Annotated in this window: 23 protein-coding genes, 2 pseudogenes and 1 riboswitch; of the genes and pseudogenes, 12 read left to right on the top strand and 13 right to left on the bottom strand. The window is 72.4% G+C overall.

Translation table 11 applies throughout. The features are described 5' to 3' along the window. Positions 1-56: 56 nt before the first annotated feature. Positions 57-731, top strand: coding sequence for an HD domain-containing protein (locus tag ACLQ26_RS12835; protein WP_425744617.1), 675 nt, complete (start codon positions 57-59; stop codon positions 729-731). Here ACLQ26_RS12835 and ACLQ26_RS12830 read toward each other — a convergent pair. Next, on the bottom strand, positions 703-987 hold the full coding sequence (locus ACLQ26_RS12830; RefSeq protein ID WP_363684629.1) for a DUF4031 domain-containing protein: 285 nt from the start codon (positions 985-987) through the stop codon (positions 703-705). The genes ACLQ26_RS12835 and ACLQ26_RS12830 overlap by 29 nt on opposite strands. Positions 988-1,043: 56 nt before the next feature. Here ACLQ26_RS12830 and ACLQ26_RS12825 point away from each other — a divergent pair, with 56 nt between their 5' ends. Further along, positions 1,044-2,444 carry an FAD-binding oxidoreductase gene (locus ACLQ26_RS12825; protein WP_425744616.1) on the top strand — a complete coding sequence of 467 codons (1,401 nt, stop codon included), beginning with the start codon at positions 1,044-1,046 and terminating at the stop codon, positions 2,442-2,444. A gap of 6 nt (positions 2,445-2,450) precedes the next feature. Here the strand turns inward: ACLQ26_RS12825 and ACLQ26_RS12820 are convergent, their stop codons facing one another. Then, positions 2,451-2,987: a hypothetical protein gene (locus ACLQ26_RS12820; protein WP_425744615.1), complete on the bottom strand. Its 537-nt coding sequence runs from the start codon at positions 2,985-2,987 to the stop codon at positions 2,451-2,453. Positions 2,988-3,076: 89 nt separating this feature from the next. Beyond that, positions 3,077-4,891 carry a glycerol-3-phosphate dehydrogenase/oxidase gene (locus ACLQ26_RS12815; RefSeq protein WP_425744808.1) on the bottom strand — a complete coding sequence of 605 codons (1,815 nt, stop codon included), beginning with the start codon at positions 4,889-4,891 and terminating at the stop codon, positions 3,077-3,079. A gap of 183 nt (positions 4,892-5,074) precedes the next feature. Between ACLQ26_RS12815 and ACLQ26_RS12810 the strand changes: the two genes are divergently transcribed. The 3 genes from ACLQ26_RS12810 to ACLQ26_RS12800 all read left to right on the top strand — a co-directional run bounded on the left by ACLQ26_RS12810 (position 5,075) and on the right by ACLQ26_RS12800 (position 8,899). Beyond that, positions 5,075-7,600 carry a S8 family serine peptidase gene (locus ACLQ26_RS12810; RefSeq protein ID WP_425744614.1) on the top strand — a complete coding sequence of 842 codons (2,526 nt, stop codon included), beginning with the start codon at positions 5,075-5,077 and terminating at the stop codon, positions 7,598-7,600. Between the two features lie 40 nt (positions 7,601-7,640). Then, a complete protein-coding gene (locus tag ACLQ26_RS12805) occupies positions 7,641-8,576 on the top strand; it encodes a GNAT family N-acetyltransferase (RefSeq protein WP_425744613.1) in 936 nt (311 codons plus the stop codon). Positions 8,577-8,653: 77 nt separating this feature from the next. Then, the gene (locus tag ACLQ26_RS12800; RefSeq protein ID WP_393299847.1) at positions 8,654-8,899 is read left to right on the top strand and encodes a hypothetical protein; all 246 of its coding nucleotides are present in this window, start codon (positions 8,654-8,656) and stop codon (positions 8,897-8,899) included. Between the two features lie 58 nt (positions 8,900-8,957). Here the strand turns inward: ACLQ26_RS12800 and groL are convergent, their stop codons facing one another. The 3 genes from groL to ACLQ26_RS12785 form a co-directional block, all read right to left on the bottom strand. Beyond that, complete coding sequence (gene groL / locus ACLQ26_RS12795; RefSeq protein ID WP_363684641.1) at positions 8,958-10,580, bottom strand: chaperonin GroEL; 1,623 nt, start codon at positions 10,578-10,580, stop codon at positions 8,958-8,960. Between the two features lie 272 nt (positions 10,581-10,852). Continuing rightward, entirely contained in the window at positions 10,853-11,875 is a 1,023-nt protein-coding gene (locus ACLQ26_RS12790; RefSeq protein ID WP_425744612.1) for a hypothetical protein, read from the bottom strand. A gap of 425 nt (positions 11,876-12,300) precedes the next feature. Then, complete coding sequence (locus ACLQ26_RS12785) at positions 12,301-12,504, bottom strand: cold-shock protein (RefSeq protein WP_039909088.1); 204 nt, start codon at positions 12,502-12,504, stop codon at positions 12,301-12,303. 258 nt (positions 12,505-12,762) lie between these two features. Between ACLQ26_RS12785 and ACLQ26_RS12780 the strand changes: the two genes are divergently transcribed. Next, positions 12,763-13,293 carry a GNAT family N-acetyltransferase gene (locus ACLQ26_RS12780; protein WP_425744611.1) on the top strand — a complete coding sequence of 177 codons (531 nt, stop codon included), beginning with the start codon at positions 12,763-12,765 and terminating at the stop codon, positions 13,291-13,293. 170 nt (positions 13,294-13,463) lie between these two features. On the opposite strand, the gene paaN is transcribed toward ACLQ26_RS12780, so the two are convergent. After that, entirely contained in the window at positions 13,464-15,137 is a 1,674-nt protein-coding gene (paaN, locus tag ACLQ26_RS12775; protein ID WP_425744610.1) for a phenylacetic acid degradation protein PaaN, read from the bottom strand. A gap of 160 nt (positions 15,138-15,297) precedes the next feature. Here paaN and ACLQ26_RS12770 point away from each other — a divergent pair, with 160 nt between their 5' ends. Next, a complete protein-coding gene (locus ACLQ26_RS12770) occupies positions 15,298-17,514 on the top strand; it encodes a hypothetical protein (RefSeq protein ID WP_425744609.1) in 2,217 nt (738 codons plus the stop codon). Here the strand turns inward: ACLQ26_RS12770 and ACLQ26_RS12765 are convergent. From ACLQ26_RS12765 to ACLQ26_RS12755, 3 genes are all read right to left on the bottom strand, one after another. Further along, a complete protein-coding gene (locus ACLQ26_RS12765) occupies positions 17,504-18,523 on the bottom strand; it encodes a GNAT family N-acetyltransferase (RefSeq protein ID WP_425744608.1) in 1,020 nt (339 codons plus the stop codon). The genes ACLQ26_RS12770 and ACLQ26_RS12765 overlap by 11 nt on opposite strands. Positions 18,524-18,775: 252 nt before the next feature. Next, a complete protein-coding gene (thrC, locus tag ACLQ26_RS12760; protein ID WP_425744607.1) occupies positions 18,776-20,062 on the bottom strand; it encodes a threonine synthase in 1,287 nt (428 codons plus the stop codon). Positions 20,063-20,072: 10 nt separating this feature from the next. After that, a riboswitch (SAM riboswitch) is annotated at positions 20,073-20,208 on the bottom strand. Between the two features lie 67 nt (positions 20,209-20,275). Then, positions 20,276-21,244, bottom strand: a complete 969-nt coding sequence (locus ACLQ26_RS12755; protein ID WP_425744606.1) for a DMT family transporter — start codon at positions 21,242-21,244, stop codon at positions 20,276-20,278. Positions 21,245-21,335: 91 nt separating this feature from the next. On the opposite strand from ACLQ26_RS12755, the gene ACLQ26_RS12750 reads away from it, so the two are divergent. Beyond that, positions 21,336-21,641, top strand: coding sequence for an ArsR/SmtB family transcription factor (locus tag ACLQ26_RS12750; protein WP_358103261.1), 306 nt, complete (start codon positions 21,336-21,338; stop codon positions 21,639-21,641). A gap of 253 nt (positions 21,642-21,894) precedes the next feature. Here ACLQ26_RS12750 and ACLQ26_RS12745 read toward each other — a convergent pair whose 3' ends face one another. Both ACLQ26_RS12745 and ACLQ26_RS12740 read right to left on the bottom strand, forming a co-directional pair. Then, complete coding sequence (locus tag ACLQ26_RS12745) at positions 21,895-22,344, bottom strand: DoxX family protein (protein ID WP_425744605.1); 450 nt, start codon at positions 22,342-22,344, stop codon at positions 21,895-21,897. 482 nt (positions 22,345-22,826) lie between these two features. Next, positions 22,827-23,063: a winged helix-turn-helix domain-containing protein gene (locus ACLQ26_RS12740; RefSeq protein WP_425744604.1), complete on the bottom strand. Its 237-nt coding sequence runs from the start codon at positions 23,061-23,063 to the stop codon at positions 22,827-22,829. A gap of 247 nt (positions 23,064-23,310) precedes the next feature. Here ACLQ26_RS12740 and ACLQ26_RS12735 point away from each other — a divergent pair, with 247 nt between their 5' ends. From ACLQ26_RS12735 to rhuM, 4 genes and pseudogenes are all read left to right on the top strand, one after another. Next, positions 23,311-23,736: a hypothetical protein gene (locus ACLQ26_RS12735; RefSeq protein ID WP_425744603.1), complete on the top strand. Its 426-nt coding sequence runs from the start codon at positions 23,311-23,313 to the stop codon at positions 23,734-23,736. A gap of 176 nt (positions 23,737-23,912) precedes the next feature. After that, entirely contained in the window at positions 23,913-24,185 is a 273-nt protein-coding gene (locus tag ACLQ26_RS12730; RefSeq protein WP_425744602.1) for a hypothetical protein, read from the top strand. A gap of 12 nt (positions 24,186-24,197) precedes the next feature. After that, positions 24,198-24,518: a hypothetical protein gene (locus tag ACLQ26_RS12725; RefSeq protein WP_425744601.1), complete on the top strand. Its 321-nt coding sequence runs from the start codon at positions 24,198-24,200 to the stop codon at positions 24,516-24,518. 4 nt (positions 24,519-24,522) lie between these two features. Then, a pseudogene (gene rhuM / locus ACLQ26_RS12720) lies at positions 24,523-24,627 on the top strand (RhuM family protein); the annotation flags it as partial. Positions 24,628-24,653: 26 nt separating this feature from the next. On the opposite strand, the pseudogene ACLQ26_RS12715 reads toward rhuM, so the two are convergent. Further along, positions 24,654-24,752: pseudogene (locus ACLQ26_RS12715) on the bottom strand (3'(2'),5'-bisphosphate nucleotidase CysQ); the annotation flags it as partial. Positions 24,753-24,992: the final 240 nt, after the last annotated feature.

Here is a 24,992-nt window from a genome sequence, read left to right as displayed (position 1 = left end):
TGGGCGCGACTACCCGTGGCGGGCGCGCTGAATCCTCCCGCCCGCGTGGTGCCCGCATGCGGCAGACTCGGGCGGTGGCCGATCTGCTGGACCGGTGGCGGGCGACGGCCCGCGGTGCCGGGGCGAAACCCGACGAGCGCTGCACCCGAGCCGGGGAGGAACTGCTCGCCCGGTGGCGGGAGCCACACCGGCAGTACCACACGGTGGCGCACCTGAGCGTCGTCCTCGACGTGGTGGACCGGCATGCCGCACTGGCCGACAGGCCGGACCTGGTCCGGTTGGCCGCCTGGTGTCACGACGCGATCTACGATCCCCACGCCCCGGGCGACACCAACGAACGGGACAGCGCCGCGCTGGCCGGACGCCTGCTCACCGGGCTCGGGGTGCCGGCGACGGCGGTGGCCGAGGTGCGCCGGCTCGTCCTGCTCACCGCCGGGCACGCGGTGGCGCCCGGCGACGCCGACGGCGCCCTGCTCTGCGACGCGGACCTCGCCGTGCTGGCCGGGCCGCCGCCCGCCTACGACCGCTACGCGGCGGCGATCAGGCGGGAGTACGCGCACGTGCCCGAGCCGGCCTTCCGGACCGGACGGGCTGCCGTGCTCACCGGGCTGCTGGCGTTGCCCGCGCTGTTCCGGCTGCCGCCGCTGGCCGCCAGGTGGGAGCAGCCGGCCCGGGACAACCTGCGCCGTGAGCTGGCCGCACTCACCGGGCCGCCGACGATCCCGGGTTGACCAGGTGCTTCGGTCGACGCAGTCCGGCGTCCCGGAGCAACCGGACCAGTTCCCGGCTCGGCACCACCCGGGCTCCGAGCCACACCGCCGCCGCGAACCGGTCGGCCGGGATGTCGTAGTGGTCCCGGTCGAAGCCGCGCCGGGGTGCGCCAAGCGCCTCGGCGAAGGCGTGCAACTCGGCGTAGGAGACGTCGCTGATCAGGTGCGACCAGAGTCGACCGCGCCACGGCCAGGCTGGCCGGTCCAGGTAGAGCATGGTGCCCAAGCTAGCCCGCGTTGATGATCGGTGGTCGGCGACCTAGCCTCGGCGGCATGGCCCCCACCGGACTCCTCGACGACCTGCGCGCCGCCCTGGGCGAGAACGCCGTGCTCACCGACCCGGACCTGCTGCGCGTGCACCAGCGCGACGAGGCCGACCTCTGCGCCGCCGGCGTACCCCTCGTGGTGACCCGCCCGCGTACCACCGAGCAGGTGGTGGCGGTGGTGCGGGCGGCGGCGCGGCACGGCGTACCGCTGGTGCCGCAGGGCGCGCGGACCGGGCTGGCCGGCGCGGCGAACGCGGTGGACGGCGCGGTGGTGCTCAGCACCGTCGCGATGGACGAGATCCGGGAGATCGACCCGGTGAGCCGGATCGCGGTGGTCCAGCCCGGCGTGGTCAACGCCGCGCTCGCCGCGGCGGTCGCCAGAAAGGGCCTCTGGTACCCGCCGGATCCCGGCTCCTGGGATTCGTCCACGATCGGCGGCAACGTGGCCACCAACGCCGGCGGCATGTGCTGCGTGAAGTACGGCGTGACCACCGAGTACGTGCTCGGCCTGGAGGTGGTGCTCGCCTCCGGCGAGGTGCTGCGCACCGGGCGGCGGACCGCCAAGGGGGTGGCCGGCTACGACCTGACGCGACTCTTCGTCGGCTCGGAGGGCACCCTCGGCGTGATCACCGAGGTGACGGTGGCGCTGCGGCCCGCCCCGGCCGACTCGCTGACCCTGGTGGCGGTCTTCGGCTCCACTGCGGCGGCCGGCGCTGCGGTGGCCCAGATCGCCGCGCGGGGCCTCACGCCCAGCCTGCTGGAACTGCTGGACCAGACCCACCTGCGGGCGATCGAGGCGTACCAGCCGATGGGGCTGCGGACCGACGCACAGGCCCTGTTGCTGGCCGCCGCCGACACCGGCAGCCGGGCCGGCGAGGACCTGGCCGCCCTGGCCGAGGTGTGCGAGGCGGCCGGCGCCGAGGAGGTCTACGCGGCCACCGACGCGGTGGAGGCGGCGGCGTTGTTGCAGGCTCGCCGGCTCGCCCATCCGGCGATGGAGAAGTTCGCCGCCGACACCCACCCGGACGGCAGCGGCGGCCTGGTGATCGACGACGTGGCGGTGCCTCGGGGCGCGCTCGCCGCACTGCTGGACGGGGTGGCCCGGATCGCGGCGGACTGCGACGTGCCGATCGGCGTGGTGGGCCACGCCGGGGACGGCAACATGCACCCGAACATCGTCGTCGACAGGGCCGACCCGGCCAGCGTGGAGCGGGGCCGGCGGGCGTTCGACGAGATCATGCGTCTCGGCCTGGACCTGGGCGGCACCTGCACCGGCGAGCACGGCGTGGGGCTGCTCAAACGGGACTGGCTGGCGCGGGAGATCGGCCCGGTCGGCGTACGCGTGCACCAGGCCATCAAGGCGGCGCTGGACCCGGCCGGCCTGCTCAACCCCGGCAAGGTGCTCTGATCGGGGTCAGCCCTTGACCTCGGCCGGGGTGGCCTGGGTGAGCAGCAGCAGGATCTCCCCCGCCACCGTCGGGCGTTCCTCACCCGGGCAGTCCTGCGAGGTGACCAGCCCGGACGAGGTGAGCAGGCTGGACGTCAGCGCGTCGATGCAGGTCGTCCGGTACCGCCGGACCTGGTCGGTCTCCTCGGTGAGCCGGGGGTCGGCGAGCAGCACCTGGAGGCGTTCGGTCTGCTCCGGAGCCAGCCGGCCCCGGGAGGTGACCCCGTCGCCGGCACAGTCGAGGCACTGCCAGGAGCCGTCCCGCTCGACGCTCAACGTCCGCAGCGGGGCGTCGGCACCGAGCCGTTGGATGAGGCTGACCTGGCCCTTGGCGACCGTCGTCGGGATCTCGGGTGTCGATCCCCCGGCTGCCGAGCCGGCCGGCGGTGGGGCGACGGGCGTGTCGGCGTCATCGCGGCCGAACAGGGAGCACCCGGCCAGGGCGGCGGCGAGCACCACGGCGAGAAGGGGTGTGACCAGACGGGGGCGCGCGCGGTACAGCACGCGCGGAAACCTACCCCACCGTAGGTAGCGTTAGAAACCACCATCCGGGCCGGTATCTATAGTTACCACTCGGTAACGTCGCTTTTCGGTCATCTCGCCGTCGGGCGCAGCTCAGCCTGGTCGTCGTCACCGCGGTCCGCCGCGTAACCCCGTACGTCCGGCGCGCCGAGCCGGGCCGCGTCCGCCCCCGCGTCGTCCGGCATCAGCTGGGACTGCCGCTCCGCCTCCACCCGTGCGCGGTAGTGCTCGACCTCGCGGGCGCTCCTCGCCGCGTCCCACCCGAGCACCCCACCCATCAGCTCGGCGGTGTGCTCGGCCGACTCCAGGCCACGGTGGCTGGTCTCGAACGAGATCCGGGTCCGTCGGGTCAGCACGTCCTCCAGGTGCAGCGCGCCCTCGGCCCGCGCCGCGTAGGTGACCTCCGCCGCCAGGTACTCCGGAGCGCCGGCCAGCGGCGACGCCAGCAGCGGATCGGCGTCGATGAGCGCCAGCAGGTCGAGCGCGAGGGTGCCGTACCGCTCCAGCAGGTGCTCCACCACGCCCACCGGCACGCCGTGTCGGCGGGCCAGGTCGGCCCGGTCCCGCCACATCGCCGGGTAGCCGTCGGCGCCGAGCAGCGGCAGATCGGCGGTACGCGACGCGCGGCCGCCACCCAACCGGCGTACGGCCCTGTCGACCACGTCGGACGCCATCACCCGGTACGTCGTGTACTTGCCGCCGGCGACCAGCAGCAGCCCGAGCATCGGCTCGAACACCGCGTGCTCACGGGAGAGCTTCGAGGTGGAGTCGGCCTCGCCGGCCAGCAGCGGGCGCAACCCGGCGTAGACACCCTCGATGTCGGCGGTGGTCAGCGGCCGGTCCAGCACGGTGTTCACCTGCTGCAACAGGTAGTCGATATCGCGGGCCGAGGCCGCCGGGTGGGACCGGTCCAGTCGCCAGTCGGTGTCCGTCGTGCCGATGATCCAGTGCCCGCCCCACGGGATGACGAAGAGCACCGAGCTGGCCGTCCGCAGGATGAGCCCCGTCTCGCCGGTGATCGCCGAGCGGGGCACCACCAGGTGCACCCCCTTCGAGGCGCGCACCCGGACGCCGGGCCGCAGACCCACGTCGTTGAGCATCCGGGACATGTCGTCGCTCCACACGCCGGTGGCCGCGATGACGGTGCGGGCGTGCACCTCGAACTCGGCGTCCGGGGAGCCAGCCGGTGCCTCCAGGTCGCGCACCCGGACGCCTGTCACCTCCCGCGCCTGCCGGATCAGCCCGACGGCGCGGGCACTGCTCACCACCGTGGCGCCGAGGCTGGCCGCGGTGCGGGCGAGGGTGACGACCAGCCGGGCGTCGTCGACCTGCCCGTCGTAGTAGCGGATCGCCCCGGCCAGGGCGTCGGCCCGCAGGCTCGGGAAGATCCGCCGCGCCCCCTCCCGGGTCAGGTGCCGGTGCAGCGGCATGCCCCGGCCACCGCCGAAGAGACCGGCGAAGGCGTCGTACGCCGCCACGCCCGCCCCGTAGTACGAGCGGCGGAAGATCCGGGCGGGCAGGTCCCGCAGGCCCCGGCCGGCCGGCAGCGGCACCAGGAACGGCACCGGGCGGACCAGGTGCGGCGCGAGCCGGGTCGCCAGCAGGCCCCGCTCGGTCAACGCCTCGTGGACCAGGTGGAACTCCAACTGCTCCAGGTAGCGCAACCCGCCATGGATGAGCTTGCTGGATCGGCTCGACGTGCCCGAGGCGAGATCGCGCGCCTCGACCAGGGCCACCTTCAGGCCCCGGGACGCCGCGTCCAGGGCGGCGCCCGCACCTGTCACCCCACCCCCGATGACCAGCACGTCGAAGCGCTCGGCGCGGAGTCGGCGCAGGTCGGCCGTACGGCGGACCGGCGAGAGCTGCCCGGCGACGGATCGGGAGATGTTGGGGTCACGCACCCATCCACCGTAACCGCCGGGCGAGCGTGTCGACATTCGCCGCCGCGCCCCGCCCCACGGCTGCGCTCTCAGATCTTTGACAGTTTCCGTTCGCGCCGAACGGAAACGGTCCAAGATCCGCGCCGTTCTTCGATTCGAGACTGCTCGAGGTGGTCGTAAGGTTCTCGGATGCACGGTCAACCTGCGCGACCCGGCCTCGGCGACCGCAACTCCCCATGGTCGGTGGTCGCCGCCGTGCTGGTGGGCTGCTGGACGGTCCCGGTCACCGCGGCCACCCAGACCGGCGGCTGGGTCACCGACCAGGTGCTGCTGGGCTTCGGACGGGACCGGGTCGGCTGGCTCTGGCCGGTGCTCGGCCTGACAGTCATCGTGTTGGTGGGCACGCCCGCGCTGCTACTTGCCGTACTGCCCCGGTCGACAACGGTCCGGGCCGTCGGGCGGGTCTGGCTGAGCGGGGCACTCGTCCTCGGGGTGCTCACAGTGCTGCGCGCTCTGCCGCCGGTGCACCACGAGGCGTACCTCGCCGGGCTGGCCGCCGCCGCGTTGCTCAGCGCGCTCACCGTGGCCTGGTCGGCGCGACGATCGTCCGGGCCGGACGTCTTCACCGCGCCCGACGCGACCGCCTCGCGGGCCGGCGGCGCGGCCCTGAACCGCGACGTCGCCCGAGCCCAGGCCGTCGAGTTCCCCGGGCCGGTCGGGGGCCGGCGTGGATCGCTCCGGCCCGGGCCGGTACCGCTGCTCGCGATCGCCGCCGGTCTGGCGCTGCTGCTGCCGTGGGTCTGGCTGGGCGCGCTCGGCGGGCTCCTGGAGACAACTCTCGCGCTGCTGGCGGCGGCCGCGCTCGGGGTGCTGGCCGCGACGCTGTTGGACGTCACCTTCTGGGCCAGGTTCGCGGTCGGCCGACCGCCCCGACCGGCCCGGCTGGTCCTGGTCGGGGGCCTGGTCGCCGGGGTGGCACTGCTGCTCCTCGCGGCCGGCACCGGCCAGTCGGGCGCGCAGTTGCCCGCCCTGCTGACCCTGCCACCGACGGGCTTCGCGCTCGCCGCGCTGTGGGCCGCAGCCTGGCGGCCCACGGCCGACCCGGCCGATGCCGCACGGGCCGGCCGGACGGCGACCGGCTGGCTGGTGGGCCTGGCCGCGCTGGGACCGCTGGCCTTCACCGACCCGGAGGAGATCACGCTCCTGCTGATCGGCACCCGGGACGTCCCGTTCTGGGTGGCGGCCGCCGCCGGCGCCGGCCTCGCCGTCGCGGTAGTGGTCGCCATCGGGTACGCGGTGCTGCTGGCCCGGCCGGCGGCGCGTACGCCGAGTCGGCGGACAGCGGCGCTGGCGGCGGCGGTCCTGCTGGTGACTGTGGGTGTTGTCGACGTCGGGCCCGGGCAACCCGGCCTGTACGGGGAGCGGCTGCTCGTGGTGCTGCGCGAGCAGGCCGACCTGACCGGCATCCCGGCCGGCGCCCCCGGGCAGGCCGGCCGGGACGCCCGGGCGGCGGAGGTCTACCGACGACTGGTGACCACCGCCGAGCGCAGCCAGACCGACCTGCGCCGCACGGCGGGGAGGCTACGGCTGAACCCGGTGTCGTACTACCTGGTCAACGCGGTCGAGGTGGATGGCGGCCCGGCGGTACGGGCCTGGCTGGCGCGGCGACCCGAGGTGGCCCGGGTGCTTGTCAGCCAGCGTCTGCGGCCTCTGCCGGCACCGGCGGGGCAGAGCCGGGGCACCGCGCCCGCGCCCAGTGGCCCGGAGTGGAACATCCGTCAGCTCGGGGCGGACCGCGTCTGGTCCCAGCTGGGGGTGACCGGCAGGGGCATCGTGGTCGGCAGCTCCGACTCCGGCGTGGACGGCGGCCATCCGGCGCTACGGGCAGGGTTCCGTGGCGGGGACGACTCCTGGTACGACCCGTGGGACGGCACCCGGGCACCGAATGACCAGGGCGGGCACGGCACCCACACGGTGGGCAGCGCCGTCGGGCGGAACGGCATCGGGGTGGCACCGGACGCGCAGTGGGTGGGCTGCGTCAACCTGGACCGCAACCTGGGCAGCCCGGGGCACTACCTGGACTGCCTCCAGTTCATGCTGGCACCCTTCCCGGCCGGCGGTGACCCGTTCACCGACGGCCGGCCGGAGCGCGCCCCGCAGGTGCTTACCAACTCGTGGGGGTGCCCGGCGATCGAGGGCTGCGACCCGGGGGCGCTGCTCCCGGCCACGACGGCGCTGGACGCCGCCGGGATCTTCGTGGTCGCCGCGGCCGGCAACACCGGCCCGTGGTGCGCGTCGATCGACGACCCGCCCGCTCCGTACCCGAACGTGCTGACCGTGGGCGCGGTGGACGCGCAGCGGCGGGTGGCCGACTTCTCCTCACGCGGTCCGGTGCCGGGCGGCACGGGCAAACCGGATGTCCTCGCGCCCGGGGTGGGCGTGGTGTCGGCCATGCCCGGCGGCGGGTACGCGGCGCTGGACGGCACGTCGATGGCGACCCCGCAGGTGGCGGGCGTGGTCGCGCTCATGTGGTCGGCGAACCCGGCGCTTGTCGGCGACCTGGCCCGGACCCGGCAGATCCTGCGCGACACCGCCACGCCTGCCCAGCCGACGTACCGCTCCGACAAACCCACCGACGCCTGCGGCGGCCCGGCGAACGTCACAGGCGCCGGTCAGGTCGACGCGTACGCCGCCGTCCGCGCCGCCCAGGGGTGAACGCCGGGCTCCAGCAGCGGGTGATCTAGGGTCGGCGACCATGGACGCCGAGATCACCGTCGCCGAGCTCAGCCCCGACCTCGCGCCCGCCGTGGCACGGTTCTGCGCGCAGGCGCTCGACCTGCCCGAGGACGCCGCCGAGGCGGCCGCCATCGTGGACGTGCTGTGGACCCGGGCAGCCGCCGACCGGCAGGTGGTCGGGCTGGGCGCGTACCGGGGAAACGACCTGGTCGGGGTGCTGCTCTGCTCGGTGTCGCCGACCGAGGTGGGCATCGGGCACGTGGACCTGGTCGCGGTGCTCCCCGGGCAGCGCCGTCGGGGGGTGGGCCGCACGCTGTTGGCGCGGGCCGAGCAGGCACTCGGCCAGCGTGGCGTCACCGAGGTGCTGCTGGCCGGAAACCCGCCGTACTACGCCTGGCCGGGCATCGACGTGCGCTACACGCCAGCGGTGTGCGCCGCCCTGGCCCTCGGCTACCACCAGGACCGGACCGCGTGGAACATGACCGCGGACCTGTCGTACGACGAGTCGCCGGCGCTGCGGTCCACGGAGGCCGCGGAGCGGCGACTGGCCGGGCAGGGCGTCACGGTACGCCGGGCGGAGCCCGCGGACCTGCCGGCGCTGGAGGCGTTCGCCCGTTCCACCTTCGGCGGCACCTGGGACGGTGAGCTGGCCGGGTCGGTGGGCCGCACGGGGGCCGGCTGCCACCTGGCGGAGCGGGCCGGCGAGGTGCTGGGCTTCGCGGCCTACGGGTCGTCCCGGCCGAGCTGGTTCGGGCCGATGGGCACCGCGCCCTCCGCCGAGGGTTCGGGCATCGGCGGGGTGCTGCTGCGACGCTGCCTGCGCGACCAGCGGGCGGCGGGGGTGGACCGGGCGCAGATCGGCTGGGTGGGGCCGGTGCCGTTCTACTCCGGCAGCGCTGGTGCCCGCATCGAGCGGGTCTTCTTCCTGTACCGGCGGACCCTACCGGTGACGTGAGAGGGCAAATGGGACATGAATCCATTTGCCCGCACGACCCATCGACGCCCCCTACCGTTTCGGTAGAGGAGGCAGCCATGACCACGGATGACGACCAGACCGAGGACGGCCCGCCGATCACCTGGAAACCGGTCGGCGACCTGCCCGGCCAACTGCCGTTCGACAGGCTCGACTACGGCGACGCCGAGCAACTGGCCGAGATGACCACCGACGGCGAGCCGCTGGCCGAGGATCCGCAGGAGATGGTGGACGCGCCGATCCAACTGCTGCCGCCGTACGACCGGGCGCAGAAACGCCGCAACCAACGCCCACTGCCCACCTGACGACGAACGGGGCGGACCGCGTCAGCGGCCCGCCCCGTTCGGTGTGTCGGAACTGGACTCAGAAGTCCATGTCCCCGCCACCCGGGCCAGCCGGGGCAGCCGGGGTCTTCTCCGGCTTGTCCGCGACAACGGCCTCGGTGGTGAGGAAGAGCGCCGCGATGGAAGCGGCGTTCTGCAGCGCCGAACGCGTCACCTTGGCCGGGTCGATGATGCCCGCGGCCAGCAGGTCGACGTACTCGCCGTTGGCGGCGTTGAGGCCGTGACCCGCTTCGAGGTTACGGACCTTCTCCACCACGACGCCGCCCTCGAGGCCGGCGTTGACGGCGATCTGCCGCAGCGGGGCGTCCAGCGCGACCTTGACGATGTTGGCACCGGTCGCCTCGTCGCCGACCAGGTCCAGCTTGTCGAACGCGGTCTTGCCGGCCTGCACCAGCGCGACGCCACCACCCGGGACGATGCCCTCCTCGACGGCCGCCTTCGCGTTGCGAACGGCGTCCTCGATGCGGTGCTTGCGCTCCTTGAGCTCGACCTCGGTGGCCGCGCCGACCTTGATGACCGCAACGCCGCCGGCCAGCTTGGCCAGCCGCTCCTGCAGCTTCTCGCGGTCGTAGTCGGAGTCGCTCTTGTCGATCTCGGCCCGGATCTGGTTGACCCGGCCCTGGATCTGCTCGGCGTCACCGGCACCGTCGACGATGGTGGTCTCGTCCTTGGTCACCACGACCTTGCGGGCACGGCCCAGCATGTCGACGCTGACGGCGTCCAGCTTGAGGCCGACCTCCTCGCTGATGACCTGACCACCGGTGAGGATGGCGATGTCGCCCAGCATGGCCTTGCGACGGTCACCGAAGCCCGGCGCCTTGACGGCGACCGACTTGAAGGTGCCCCGGACCTTGTTGACGACCAGGGTGGCCAGGGCCTCGCCCTCGATGTCCTCGGCGATGATCAGCAGCGGCTTGCCGCCCTGCATGACCTTCTCGAGGATCGGGAGCAGGTCCTTGACCGACGAGATCTTGCTGTTGACGATCAGGATGTACGGGTCGTCGAAGACGGCCTCCATACGCTCCGGGTCGGTCATGAAGTAGGCCGAGATGTAGCCCTTGTCGAAGCGCATACCCTCGGTGAGCTCCAGCTCCAGCCCGAAGGTGTTGCTCTCCTCGACGGTGATGACGCCTTCCTTGCCGACCTTGTCCATCGCCTCGGCGATGATCTCGCCGACGGTGCTGTCGCCAGCGGAGATGGAGGCGGTGGAGGCGATCTGCTCCTTGGTCTCGACGTCCTTGGCGAGCTTGGACAGCTCCTCCGAGACGCTCGCGACAGCGGCCTCGATGCCCCGCTTCAGGGCCATCGGGTTGGCGCCGGCGGCTACGTTGCGCAGGCCCTCGCGAACCAGGGCCTGGGCCAGGACGGTCGCCGTCGTCGTGCCGTCACCGGCAACGTCGTCGGTCTTCTTGGCGACCTCCTTGACCAGCTCGGCGCCGATCTTCTCGTACGGGTCCTCGAGCTCGATCTCCTTGGCGATGCTCACACCATCGTTGGTGATGGTGGGGGCACCCCACTTCTTCTCGAGCACGACGTTGCGGCCCTTGGGGCCGAGGGTCACCTTTACGGCGTCGGCGAGCTGGTTCATGCCCCGCTCGAGGCCGCGGCGCGCCTCTTCGTCGAACGCGATCATCTTGGCCATACGGCGTTGTCCTCCTGGACACTCACGGGCCACCCGAGATGTGTGCCCCGGATGGGCCGCCTGGTGTACGCACCTTGGGACGTCGCCACCTGGCGACGACGACGTCCTTCGGCCGGGCCGGATAGCCCGCGACGACCGGCCATGTGCCACCCCGGCGTCTCCACGCCTGGGCAACCTGGCCCCACCGTCCCGACCATTGGCACTCACGGTATGCGAGTGCCAATGACTTGTTTAGCACTCTCACCTGCCGAGTGCAAGCACGATGGGCCCGCTCAGCCGAGTTCCGCGGCCAGTGCGGCCCCGTTCACCGGCGCCTCATGGGCGCGTTGCTCGGCGTACGTGACAAGCAGGCCGATCAACTGGGCGAGGTGGGCCGGCAGTGCCAACACCGCCGTGACACCGATCACCGCCACCACCCCGGCTGCCGAGCCCGGGGAGGCGAACGGGTCCGTGCCGATCACGGTGGTGCCCGTCGACTCCAGGAAGCCGGGAACCGCGGTGCCGACGATCACGGCCGCGCCCACCACTGCCACCCGACCGAGCATCAGCCCGAGTCGGGCGTGGAACATTTCGAACGACCGGCCGATCGGGTTCTGCCGTTCGAAGAGGTAGATCGGGCCGGCCATGCTCAACGCGAACGCCAGATAGATGCCCGGCAGGACGCAGAAGCAGATACCGATGCCGACGAGCAGGCTGACCAGCAGCGTCCAACCCCACAGGCCGAGCGCCCGGCGCAGGCCGTACCGCAGTGCCGAGCCGAGGTCGCCGGGCCGGCCGGTCGCCTGCTGGGTGATCACCCAACTGCCGGCGGCCCACCCCAGCGCCTGCACCAGACCGATCAGCAGGCTGCCGCCGGCCAGCACGGCGACGAGGGTTGCCACGGTGGCGACGAAGTTGTCCGGCAGTCCGGCAGCCCCATCCATCTCGGCCTGCGCCTCCCAGCCGGGCGACGGGTCCAGACCCAGCGTGATGACCGAGAGCACCGCCGCCGGCAACACCTGCGTGAGCAGCATGATCGGCACCAACTGCCGCCAGCCCCGGCGCAGCGCGCCCCCACACCGCTCGAACCATGCCCCGATGCCGGCGCCGGGCGGAGTGACCAGGGCGTCGTGCGGGTCGAACCCGTGACCCGGCGGGTACCAGCCGACCGGCGCCCCCGGATACCACTGCTGCCCACCGTAGGGGCCCACCCCGGGCGGATAACCGCCGGCGGGCGGATAGGCCCAACCCTGCGGCGGCGGGCCTCCGCCACCCTGGGCGGGATCCCAGCCGGGAGGCGGACCAGCGGGTGGCACCCAGGCACCCCGCACGGGGTCCCAACCGGGAGGCGGACCGGCCGGCGGCTGCCAGCCGCCCTGCCAAGTGGGATCCGGCGGACCCGCCGGGCCAGCCTGCCCCCAGCCCTGCGTCGGGCCGGGCGGGGGCGGCCCATATCCGGGCGCCGTTCCGGGGCCGGGGCCATATCCCGGCGGCGGCCCCGGGTCCGCGCCGGAGACCGGCGGCGTGCCCGGGTCCGCGCCGGAGGCGGGTGAGGTGGGGTCGGACGGGCTCGGTTCACCCGACCCGGAGGGCGTGGCGGGTGGGGGCGACTGGTCGGTCATGAACCCTCCTCAGCATCGGCTGGAACGGTTCACGATCTTCCCGGGTGGGTGTCCACACCGCAGCCCCGACCCGCCGGCCGATCGGGGCGATCCGCGAGCCAGGAGATCGAGGAGATCGCTCAGGCGATGACGCGTACGTGTTCCGCCTGCGGGCCCTTCTGGCCCTGGGCGATCTCGAACTCCACCCGCTGGCCGTCGTCCAGCGCCTTGTAGCCGTCCATCTCGATCGCGGAGAAGTGGACGAACACGTCCTGACCGCCGTCGACGGCGATGAAGCCGTAGCCCTTCTCGGCGTTGAACCACTTAACGGTGCCCTGTGCCACGGTGCACTTCCCTCACTCTTGCGCGGCGTTGCCTGCCCGGGCGCTCGGCACGGCCGGACACCCTCGACCACCGCCCCAGCGATCGACGACGGCCGCTGAAAGAGGTGACCGAAATCGCACGCTACACGAGGAGTGACGGCCGCGCACGACCCCAAATCGGGCATATTCCTGGCGTCCGACCCACCTGCCCATCCGGCCGAGCGACGGCGGCCCCTGGCACTCCCGAAGGCGCTCCCGCCCTGTGGTAGGCATGCAGACATGACCACCGATATCGGCTCAGCCGCGGCTCGGCAGGCCGAGATCCACCGGGTTCGACCCGAGGACGCCGCCCGGATGCGGGCGCTACGCCTGGAGATGCTCGCCGACGCGCCGTTGGCCTTCCTGGAGACCCTGGCGGACGCGGCGGCCCGGCCGCACCGCGAGTACGCCGCCCGGGTCGCCTACACCTCGGCCGGCCCGAACAACGCGCAGTTCGTCGCGGATCCGGGCGGTCGGCTGGTCGGTCACGCCGGCGGCACTGTCGCTCCGAACGAGCCGGGGGTGACTGTCATCTACGCCGTGTACGTCACGCCGGCCTGGCGGGGCAGCGGGCTGCTCGGCGAGCTGATCGACGGGGTGGCCGCCTGGTCCCGAGCCTGCGGCCGGCCGGAGCTGCTGCTGGAGGTGGTGGTCGGCAACGACCGCGCCTACCGGGCCTACCAGCGGCTGGGCTTCACCGACACGGGCGTACGAGTCCCCCACCCCACGATCCCCAAGCTGAACGAACTACAAATGCGCCGACCCGCCTAGAAACAAAGGACCCATCCCAAGGCAGAACCACTCTGCTGCCCCAAAAAGCTGGATGCGTCAGCGACAACGCTGCTCACCGCAGGGTTTCCGGGGCAGCCCGACCCGCGCAGGGATCAAGCCTGACCGCCCGGAGCGGGTCGGGCTGCCCCGGAAACCCCAAACCGCAACCACTACACGTGACGCCGAGACTGCACGATCCGGAACCGGTTAGCCACGTAAGCCCCGTCCGTCAACGCCGAGTTCGCCGCCGCGTTCGCCCCGCTGCCGTGGAAGTCGGAGAACGCCGCCGACTGGTTGACGAAGACCCCGCCGGTGAGGTTGCAGGACAGGTGCACCCCGACCTCGACCGCCACCGCCTCGGTGGCGTCCAGCACGGCCTCGTCGGTGGAGTAGACCGCCGCCGTGAGCGCGCCCTTCTCCCCCACCGTCCGGCGCAGCAGCTCCAGGCTGTGCGCGGTGGAGTCGGTGGCGATGGCGAACGAGATCGGCCCGAACCACTCCCGGCCGTACGTCTCCGCGTCGTCCGCCGTCAGCTTCACGATCGTCGGGGTACGCACCACCGCGTCGGCATATGACGGGTGGGCCACGGACCGGGACTCCAGCACCGGCTCACCCACCTTGGTGACCTCGGCCAGCCGCTCCAGCACCCCGTCGTTGACGATGGCGCCGGTCAGCTCGACGCCCCGGGCCGGGTCGGCGGTGAGCTTGCCGACGGCTGCGGCGATCCCGCCGGCCACCTCGTCGAAGCTCTTGTGGCCCTGGTCGGTCTCGATGCCACCGGCCGGGATGAGGATGTTCTGCGAGGTGGTGCACATCTGCCCGCTGTAGAGCGTCAGCGTGAAGCCGAGGTTGCGGCACAGCCCGGCGAAGTCGTCGGTGGAGTCGATGACGACAGTGTTCAGCCCGGCCTTCTCGGTGTAGACCGACGCCTGCCGGGCGTGCGTCTCCAGCCAGTCGCCGTACTCGGTGGAGCCGGTGAAGTCGACGATCTTGACAGAGCGGTGCAGGGCCAGGTCGCTGGCGAGCTTCTCACCGGGCGCCTCGGCCGCCAGCATGATCAGGTTCGGGTCGAACCCGGCCTCGGCGAGCACCTCCCGGGCGTACTTCACGGTGATCGCCAGCGGCAGCACCGCGCGCGGGTGCGGCTTCACGATCACCGGGTTGCCGGTGACAAGCGAGGCGAACAGCCCCGGGTACGAGTTCCAGGTCGGGAAGGTGTTGCAGCCGATCACCAGCGCCACCCCACGCGGGACCACGTGGAAGGTCTTGGTCATCCGCAGCGGGTCGCCCTTGCCTGCGGCCTTCTCCCAGCCAGCCGTGCCCGGGTGCCGGGTCATCTCGGCGTACGCGTACGCCAGCGCCTCCAGCGCCCGGTCCAACGCGTGCGCGCCGCCGGCCTGGAAGGCCATCACGAACGCCTGCCCGCTGGTGAACTGCACCGCGTTGGCCAGCTCGAAGATGTGCTTGTGCAGCCGGTCGAGGATCTCCAGGCAGACGCCCACCCGGGCCTGCGGGCCGGCGTCGCGCCAGGCCGGAAGCGCGGCGGAGGCGGCGGCGACCAGCTCGTCGGTGCCGGCGTGCGGGTAACGCACCGCCAACTCCACCCCGAACGGGCTCGTCTCGGTGGCGATCCGCTCGCCGGTGCCCGGCTGGTCGAGGGGGAAATCGCCACCCAGGTACGCCTCGAAGGCGGCCTTGCCGTCGGCGGCGGCGGTCTCGCCGTACACGCGGGGGCTGGGGGATTCGGGGTACGCGGACCAGTAGCCCCGCTCCGTGATCGCGGTCAGCGCACGGTTGAGGGTGTCGGCGTGCCTGTCGTACAGGGGATGCGGGGTCTCCGTCATGCCCGCCATCATGCAACAGCCAGGTCCACGAGCAGTAGGGGCGGATGCCCGACAGCGACGCGTGCGGCAGGCGGGCCCGAGCGGCAGCGTGCGGCCCGGCCCGGGATTGGGCGTGACGCCGACGGGTACCCGCCGTCCTCGGGCCAGGAGAGGACAACGGGTGAGGATCACGGAGATCCGTGTGCACGGGGTCGCCGACAAGGGCCCGGAGACGATCCTCGACCGGCCGGTGATGGTGCGGGTCGCGGGGGACGACGAGGCCGGCTTCTACCGACCCCGGCCGGGCTTCGGCGATCCGGAGGGTCCGGGCGGCCCGACGCTTGAGGCGTACCGCTGGAGCAGCTTGACCGGCGGCACCGCGACCCGGACCTTCTCGCTGGTCCTGCTCCTGCCGTTCATGCTCAGCAACATCGCGATCTGGATGCTGCCGGTGGCCGGTCGACCCGGCGGCGTGGCTCGGGCGCTCTGCCGTCTGCTGGCCGCGTCGATGACCGCGATGTACGTGCTCTCCGCGGTCGGTGCCACCCTGGACCTGATCGCCTGGCAGTGCGCGGCGTACCCGCGGTGTCTGGAGGGACGTCGGGAGATCTCCTGGCTGGGCGACGTGCCGCCGGGTCAGCGCCTCGCCCTGCTGGCCGTGCTGCCGATCATCGCGGTCGCTCTCATCTGGCGGGCCGGCGCCCGCACCTCGCAGCTACCCGAGGACGGCGTGCACACGCCCGGCGTGGGCGCGGACCGGCTCGACACCCCCGCCTTCTGGGACAACCGGGCGCTGCTGCGCCGGCTGCGCTCGGTGCACGTGGCCGTGGCGCTGGGCACGCTCGACGCCACGCTGCTCGTGGTCCTGGCGCCGCACGACGCCGCCCCGCCCGGCTACCTGCTGCTGGTCGCCGACGGGGTGCTGCTCGTCGCCGCCCTTGTCGCGCTCTGCCGGTCGGCCATGGACGGGCACGGCGAGCAGCGCCTTCTCAACGCCCGGGGGTTGCGGTGGACAGCGGTCGCGCTCACGGCGCTGACCCTGGGCTACGCGTTGTGGCCCCGGCCGCCGTGGTCGGCCACCGGCACACTGCCCGGGTACGGTCGACTGGTCTCCCTGCTCTTCGCCGCGCAGGTCGTCCTGCTCGCGGTGCTGGGACTGGTGGTCCTGGCCCAGCGCCACCACCTGCCGCGCCCGCGTCCCCTGATCAGCGGGCTGGGCGCCCCGCTGATGGGTTCCATCGCGATCGGGCTGGCCGTGTCCTACTCGTCCGGGCTGACCTACACCCTCGCCGAGTATCTGGACCGGGGCTCCAGCCCCACACCGGTCCGGCCACTGCCGCCCGGCGCGCCACCGCTCTCGCCGCCGATCGCGTACCGCTGGGCCACCCTCGGCTTCTCCCTGGCGGTGCTGGTGGTGGTCCTGGTGGCGGTGGTGGGCGCCCAGATCGGGCGGGCACGGCAGCTCCGTGAGGCCGACGAGATCATCCGACGGGACTTCCCCGAGGCGCCCCGCGTACCGCCGGAGCGGGTGCGGGCCGTCCTGGACGCCGTCGTCCGCGCCGACCGGACAGACCGGCTCTGGCCGCTGCTTCCGACGGCGTACGCGGTGCTGGCCGTGCTCACCCTGGCGGCGGCGGGGCTGACGGTCAGCGGTCAGGGACCCGGTGCGCTCGCGCTGCGGCTGGGCGGCCTGTCTCTGGCCCGCCCGGTGGTCTTCGTGACCGATCTGGGCGCCCTGCTGATCGGCCTGTTCGCCCTGTTCCTGGCCGGGGCGGGACTCATCGCCTACCGGTCCGGCCCGATCCGGCTGGTCGGGGTGCTCTGGGACCTCGCCACCTTCTGGCCGCGCGCCGCCCATCCCCTCGCCCCGCCCTGTTACGCCGAGCGGGCGGTTCCCGAGCTGACCCGCCGGATCGGGCAACTCACCGCCGACAGTGCCGGGGTGGTGCTCTCCGGCCAGAGCCACGGCAGCGTGCTGGTCGCGGCGACGGTGCTCCAACTTCCCGACGACTCCCGCCGGCGGGTCGCGCTGCTCACCTACGCCGCGCCGCTGGGCAACAGGTACACCAGGTACTTCCCCGCGTACGTCAACGAGCGTGTGCTGCGGGAGTTGGGTGACCGGCTGTCCTGGCGGTGGGTCAACCTGTGGCGGTACACCGATCCGATCGGCGGACGGATCTTCCGCCCCGACGAGACGGAGGCGCCCGACGACCCCGCGAGCCGGGTCGACCGCTGGGTACGCGACCCGAAGACCCTGCTGGTGCCGCCGACCGACACCGTGCCGCCCCCGGTACGGGGACACCGGTTCATCCCGGACGAGGACTTCCACGACGCGGTTCGCGAGCTGGCTCGGCGGCTGGAGGAGCCGGAGGCCGGGCCGCACACCGTCAGAGCGTGAGCTGCCAGTCGGTCCAGGCGTCCACCGGGCGGAACCCGAGCTGCTCGTTGATCGCCACCATGTAGCTGTTGCTGGCCGCGTTCCAGGTGTCGATGACGCGTACCGCCGGCTCGTGGGTGAGCAGGTGGTGCAGGTTCTCGGCCTTGGCGATCAGGCCGAGCCGGTGCCCACGGTGGGCCGGGTCGACGAGGGTGATCTGTTGGTACGCGTGCCAGTCGGCGGAGGCGCCCACGTCGAGCAGCGTCCAGGCGACCAGCCGGCCGGACTCCTCGTGGAGCATCCCGAGGTGGTAGCGCCGCCGGCCCTTCGCGTCCAACGCACGCTCGTTGCCCCGGATGCGCTCGGCGTCCACCTGCTCCGGCTCCCACTGCACGTCACCCATGGGCGCGTCCATCATCAGGCGGCCGTCCAGGTAGGCGACGTCCGCCACGTACTCCTGCGGGGTGTTCCCCTGCCAGCAGACCGACCGGTAGCCCTCGGCCCGCGGTTGGGCCTCGGCCAGGGCCGCCCGCAGCGCCAGCCGGTCGATGTCGGCGATGTGCAGCCGGCGACGCACCTCGGCCAGCGCGGACCGGGCGCCGATCGAGGCGGCGAACGCTCCACCGGCCGCCGATCGGGCCGGCCCACCGGGGAGCGCGGAGACGGCCATCCCGATCACCCGCTTGCGGCCGTGCTCACGGAGCAGGCGCACCCCGTACTCGTGCAGTGCCCGGCCGACACCCCGCCGCCGCAGCTCGGGATGCACCGTCAGCTCGGCGGTGGCGTTGTCGGGGTTGTCGAGCTGCGGCAGGTCGAGCTGGAGGTAGCCGGCCGGCACCCCGTCCAGCCGGGCCAGCGCCCAGAGCGATCGGGTGCCGGGGGGCGGCGTGTGGAACTGCGCGTCGAAGCGCCGCCGGCAGAAGGGTGGGAAGTCCGGAAGGTCGACCTCGGTGGCCGCCACCCCGACCCCGTACGCCTCGTCGACCGCGACCCGGTCGGCGCCGTCGAACGACGCGATCGTGATGCTCATGGCGGGGAGCCTGACACCCGGGAAAGCGATCGGGCCAGCGAATAATCGCTGGCCCGATCGAACGTGGTCGGGAGGGACACTCGCACAACGCCTCCGGCGTTGGGTCGCAAGAACTTCAAAAGTCTCCGGCGAAATGCCCTCCCGCACGGAGCATCTTGCGCCGTCCGGTTCCTGCCGTCAAGTCCAGACCGGCGGGTTTTCCACACTCACAGCGAAAACCCAGTTACCGGGTGATCCGGCACGGCCCGAGGGTCAGCCGAGGAGACCGGCGTCGCGGGCGGCGCGCAGGCTGGGCTTGATGTGGTGGGTCGGGCCGACCTGACCGGCCACCGCGTCGATGGTCTTCAGACCCTCGCCGGTGTTGAACACGACAGTCTCCGCCGTGGGGTCGAGCCGACCCGACTCGACCAGCTTGCGCAGCACCGCCGCGGTCACCCCGCCCGCGGTCTCGGCGAAGACGCCCGTGGTGCGGGCCAGCTGACGGATGCCGGCGCGGATCTCGTCGTCGTCGGCGTACTCCATCCAACCGCCGGTGCGGCGGACCGCCTCCAGCGCGTAGAGGCCGGCGGCCGGGTCGCCGATGTTGAGCGACTTGGCGATGCCTGTGGGCTTGACCGGGATGATCGTGTCGGTGTCGGCGTGCAGCGCGGTGGCGATCGGGTTGCAGCCGGCCGACTGGGCGCCGAAGACCTTCCAGCCGCCGGCCGGCGCCTCGACCAGGCCGATCTCGACCAGCTCGGAGAACGCCTTGTCAATCTTGGTGAGCAGCTCGCCGCTGGCCATCGGGATGACCACCTGGGCCGGGATCCGCCAGCCGAGCTGCTCGGCCACCTCGTAGCCGAGGGTCTTGGAGCCCTCCGCGTAGTACGGCCGGACGTTCACGTTGACGAACGCCGTGTCCTCGAATTCGTCGGTCTCCACCAGCTCACCGCAGAGCCGGTTGACGTCGTCGTACGAGCCGTCGATGGCGACCAGCTCACCGCCGTAGACGGCGGTGGTGATGACCTTGCCCTGTTCCAGGTCGCTGGGGATGAAAACGACCGAGGGCACCCCGGCGCGGGCGGCGTGCGCGGCCACCGAGTTGGCCAGGTTGCCGGTGGACGCGCAGGCGAACCGGGTGAAACCGAGCGCCTTCGCGGCGGTCAGCGCCACCGAGACGACCCGGTCCTTGAACGAGTGGGTCGGGTTGGCGCTGTCGTCCTTGACCCACAGCGGCGCGGTGATGCCCAGCTCGGCGGCGAGGAGCGGGGCCGCCACCAGCGGGGTCAGCCCGGGGTCGAGGGTGACCCGGGTGGCCGGGTCCTGACCGGCGGGCAGCAGCGCGGCGTACCGCCAGATGTTGTTCGGGCCGGCCTCGATCTGCGCCCGGGTGACCGCGCCCAGGGCAGTGGTGTCGTAGTCCACCTCCAGAGGGCCGAAACACTCGTAACAGGCGTGCTGCGCGGCGAGTGGGTAGCGGGCCGAACAGGCGCGACAGACCAGGGCGCGGGCGGGGCTGGCGGAGGTGTCGATACCGGAGGCGGCGAGCGTCGACGTCATGTCGAGAGTCCTCTCATCTTTCCCCGCATCGCACGGTGCGGCGGGGACGGAATTGGCACCTGCCCCGCCTGTCGCTCAGCGGTGAGCGCGCGGGGTGGTTGCCGGGGCGTCGTCGGGCCGTATCCCTCAGCCCCTCTGGATGAGGTATTCAGTTGTGCCGTCAAGTCTAGGCAACGTTGCCGGCGGCCTCCACCTGGTATCCCAGGGAGTGGGTCAGCGGGCGGCCACCGCCACCGGGTCGACCACCGCGGCCGGGTCGGTGACCGCGCTGGACTGCGGCAGGGCCGCCGACGGGGTCCGCGCCCTGGTGGCGAGGTTCGCGGCGACCAGGGCGGCGATGGTGATCGCGGCGCCGACCAGCTCGATCGCCTCCGGCCGGTAGCCGCGGGCGATCTGCACGACGAACGTGGTGACCGGGACCAGGTTCATGAACAGGGCGGCGTTGGCGGCGCCGAGGCGCTGCACACCTGTGTTCCACGCCAGCACCGCGACGACGGCGGCGACGATCACGGCGTACGCCAACTGCGGGGTGATCGCCACGAGGTCGGCGGCGGCCGGCGCGTGCTGCCACCCGACGGCGTCGGCGCCGATGCTCGCGCCCAGCATGGCTGCCGTGCCGGCGAGCGCGGTGAGCGTGGTGAACCGCAGCGGCGACCAGGCGCCGAACCGGCTGGCGCCGTGCGTGTAGATACCCCAGCCGAGCACCGCGCCGATCATCATGAGCCCGCCGAGGCCGAACTGGCCGAGCCCGGCCAGGCTCCCGCGGGTGATCACCAGGCCGACTCCGAGGAGCGCCACCAGGGAGAGGGCCAGCAGGAGAGGCTTCGGTCGTACGCCGTCGCGGGCCCACCGGACGAGCTGGGTGATGACCGGCGTGGTGGCCACGAAGAGGGAGATCTGCTGCGGGGCGGCGTGTTCGAGCGCAAGGTTGGTGAGCAGGTTAAAGCCGGCGAAGCCGACGACGCCGAGCACCACGATCTCGACTCCTCGTCCGCCGAGCCGCAGCGCGGCCGAGCCCTCGCGGAGCAGCAGGATGGCGACCAGGATGACGGCGGCGAGAAGATAGCGGGCGGTGGTCAGGTTGAGCGGGTCGACCCGGCTCAGCGCGCTGGCCAGGATCGGGAACATCGCGCCCCAGGCGAGCACGGCGAGCAGCGGATAGGCGGCGGCGCGGGATCGCATCGTCAGCTCCCTTGTTCGAGTATCTTCGAACCAACGACACCGACCATAGGGTGTTGTTCGATAGTTGTCGAACAAGGGTTAGACTGCTCACATGGAGCCGCACGAACCCGACCTGACCGCCGTACCGGTCACCGCCGTGCTTGCCGCACTCGCTGACGACGTGCGGCTGCAGATCGTGCGGGCGCTCGCCGAGGGCGGCGAGGCCGCCTGCGGCAGCTTCGACTTCGGCGTCTCCAAGGCGACCCGCAGTCACCACCTCAAGGTGCTGCGCGAGGCGGGCCTGACCCGCACCCGGGCCGCCGGCACCAGCCGACTGGTCCGACTCCGCCGCGACGAGGTGGACAAGCGGTACCCGGGCCTCCTGGACGCCGTCCTCACCCCACGCCCTCCAGCCTGACGCCCTCACCCTGCCACCGCCCCCGTCCGTCGCTGAGGCCGTGACGGACGCTGAGCGGCGCCCCGGACCGCGCGGACGCTGAGCGGCGCCCCGGACCGCGCGGACGCTGAGCGGCGCCCGGGCGGGTGCGGCCCTGCTGGGCGCATCCTTTCGAGCTGATTCGGTCTACGACATCACGAGGGGCGGTCCGACCCGGGCGCGCCGCCGGAGCCGCCTCATTGAGGCTCCGGCGGCGCGCGGTGCGGGGTGCGGGTCAGGCGGAGACCGGGGCGGGGTCGGCCACCGACGCCTGTGGAGCGTCGGCGCGACGCCGGGCGAACAGCGCATCGAGCGCCCAGGGGCCCGAGCCAAGTGCCGCGACCAGCAGGAACGACCAGCAGAAGAGGGCCGACAGCTCACCGCCGTTGTGCAGCGGAAGCAGGTCTTCGGGCTGGTGGACCACGAAATAGGCGTACGCCATCGAGCCGGACGCGAGGAGCGCGGCGGGCCGGGTGAAGAGCCCGGCCAGCACCAGCGCACCGCAGACGAGTTGGATCAGCGCGGCCCACCAGCCCGGCCAGGAGCCGAACGGTATGGCCGCGCCGGTCATCGGGTTGCCGCCGAACAACCCGAAGACCGAGGACAGGCCATGGAGCATGAACAGCAGGCCGGTCACGATGCGGAACAGGGACAGGGTCGGCCCGCCGAGCCGAGAGACGTTCATGGAGACCTCCATCGAAGGGGATAGATGCCTTCAATGGTGGGGCACGAATGTATCCAGGATAATAAATTCCTTGCTAGTGGGAAAATCCCCGACCGAAATATTTCGGCACCTGCGCTCGGCGGTGCGACGCACGCCAGCGTGCAGGCACCACGTGGAGCACCCTTGAGCTGCGCCTCGGTCCCCGGCATGCCCCGAACGGGGTGCCAGCCAACCTCGCCGAGGGACCGCCCGACCTGAACGCATCACCCCTGCCACGCGGCCAGCAAAGCCTGTCGAACTGTCCCGCCAGTGGGGCAGCTTCCCCCGACCCCGACCCCGACCCCGACCCCGACCCCGCCCCCGGCCCTGCGTTTTGGACCTGTCCGCCGCAAATCACTTAGGCCAACAGGGGTGTGGCTTCTTTGGGGCGGAAGCAATTCGCGGAGGCGATCTCCGGGGCTGAACAGAGCAAGCAGCGTCTCCGGGCTTACACGATCGAGCCGTTACGGCTTGCCGGCGTCCCGCTCCTTGACGTACACCCCGCGCCCCGGTGCACCGACCACGACCCCGCGGTCACGCAGGAGCGCCACAGCGCGTGCAGCAGTCGAAAACGACACCGAGTAGAGGTCACCGAGTTGCGTGTAGGACGGCAACTTGGCACCCGGCTCGTACTCGCCGGCCTTGATACGAGCGGCGATGTCCGCAGCGATGTCGACGTAGCTCAGTGGGATCGCGGGCATGAGTGGTCCTCCCGGGTTGGCAACCCCATCTGATCACGCCGCGCGACCCACCCCCAAGAACATGGTTAACCTATGTCACTAGGTGCAATAGCGTTTCTATGAGCCTCCCGGGTTGGCACCAGGGCTGGCTCACCCTCCGGGGCAGTCCCGGAAGCAACGCTGGGGCAGCGCGCAAGGCGGTTCAGATGTCCCCCATCTGGCCAGGCGTCGCGCTGCCCCGGCACCCACCAACCCACGAGGAGGCGACATGACGGTGCCCGAGGCGAGCGCCGCCTGGGAGGTCGAAAAGGTGGCTGGTGAGCTGCGTGAGACGTACCTCGCCGTGGCCGCCGCGACCGTCCTGTTGGAGCGGACCAGCGCGGGCTGCGCCCACCCGGCGATCCGGCAGGCCCGACGCTGCGGGGACGACGCGCTCGACCTGGCCGGCGAGGCCGAGCGCCAGCTCACCGATGGGGTACGCCGACTGCACACCGACACGGGCCAGCCCAGCATCGGTGACCTGGTCGAGGTGTTGGGCACCGCTCGTGACCAGTTGGGCGCCGCAGCGGAGCGGGTCACGCACCTCCCCGGCGCGGATCAGCGCCGCTGGCCGACGGCTCATCGACGCCGGCCAGACCGAACTGGCCACCGAGGTGGCGAGCGGGCAGTGGACCCGGGCCGCCGAGCAGCTTGACCTGATGTCGGAGAGCCTCACCGCCGCCGTCGAGGCGCTGACGTCGTACACCGAAGGGTTGTCCGGAGCGACCACCTGAAGCAGGCCCGGGGCGGGTGCCGGGCTCCGGCCGGCGAATGTCCGGGCATCCGCCGGCCGACCCCGCCCGCCTCGGCGCCGCACAGATAAGGAAACCCATGACGGAGTACGAGGTACCACCCCGCTGGATCGTGCACCTGCCCACGACCCTGACAAGCGTCGACGGCGCACGGGCGCTGGCCGAGGCGCTGCGCGACTCGCTGGGCCACGTCACCGCAATCGAGTTCGGCGAGACGACGCTGAGCGAGGAAGATCGCCAGTTCGTGCGCACCCGCGTCTGGTGCGACAGTCACCTCCCCGGCGGCGCACGCTGCGCCCTGCCGACCGACCACCCCGGCGGGTCGTGTCAGGCCGGCCCCGGGCGCCCGTGAAAACATGCTCGGATGAGCCCTCAAAGCCGCCGTCGTCGGCGCGCCAGGGCCAGCCGGTCCGGCCAGCAGATCGTGCGTCAGGCCAGTCCCGCCGGGGTGAATTACTGCGATCCTGCCGGCGAGCTGATCCTCTACCGCTCCGACGACGGCGGGTCCGTCGTCCAGTTGCGGGCATCCAAGGGGACGATCTGGCTGACTCAGGCTCAGATGGCGGAGCTGTACGGGACATCGGTCCTCAACATCGTGCAGATCATGCGCCGCGTGCTGGCCGACGAGGAGGTGACCGAGGCAACTATTAACTCTGAGTTAAGTAGTTCGCGCCGAGGATGGTAGGCAGGTGCGGCGTGAGGTCAAGGTCTACAACCTGGACATAATCCTGGCCGTTGGCTACCGGGTAACCACGCCCCGCGCGGTGCAGTTCCGGCAGTGGGCGACAACGGTCTTGACGGAGTACCTGGTCAAGGGCTTCGCCATGCAGGACGAACGGCTCGCGGCGCGACAGACCAGCAGGTCCGGCAGGCACGGATCCGCCTCGTTGTATCGAAGCGCAGAACCGCTCGCCGAGCTCTTTAAGATCGAGCGCCGGAACCGACTCGGCGGAGGATCACCAGACGGCGTTGCGTGACCCACCGAGCGATGTCGTAAAGCGCATCAGCTCCATAGGCGTGCCAAGAGTGGGCCCCGACCAGCCGGGGGCGCCGGAATCCGCGGCGGCGGCAGTGACGCCTACCGGATGTGGGGCAGCCCCATCGGCCGCCCCGACCTGCAGACGGCCGGCCGGCAGCGGGACCGGCGGACCGGCGGCCC

This window comes from Micromonospora sp. DT43, assembly GCF_049841645.1.
GTDB lineage: Bacteria > Actinomycetota > Actinomycetes > Mycobacteriales > Micromonosporaceae > Micromonospora.
The sequence above is the reverse complement of the archived record's forward strand: the minus strand, read 5'-3'. Positions and strand labels throughout refer to the sequence as shown.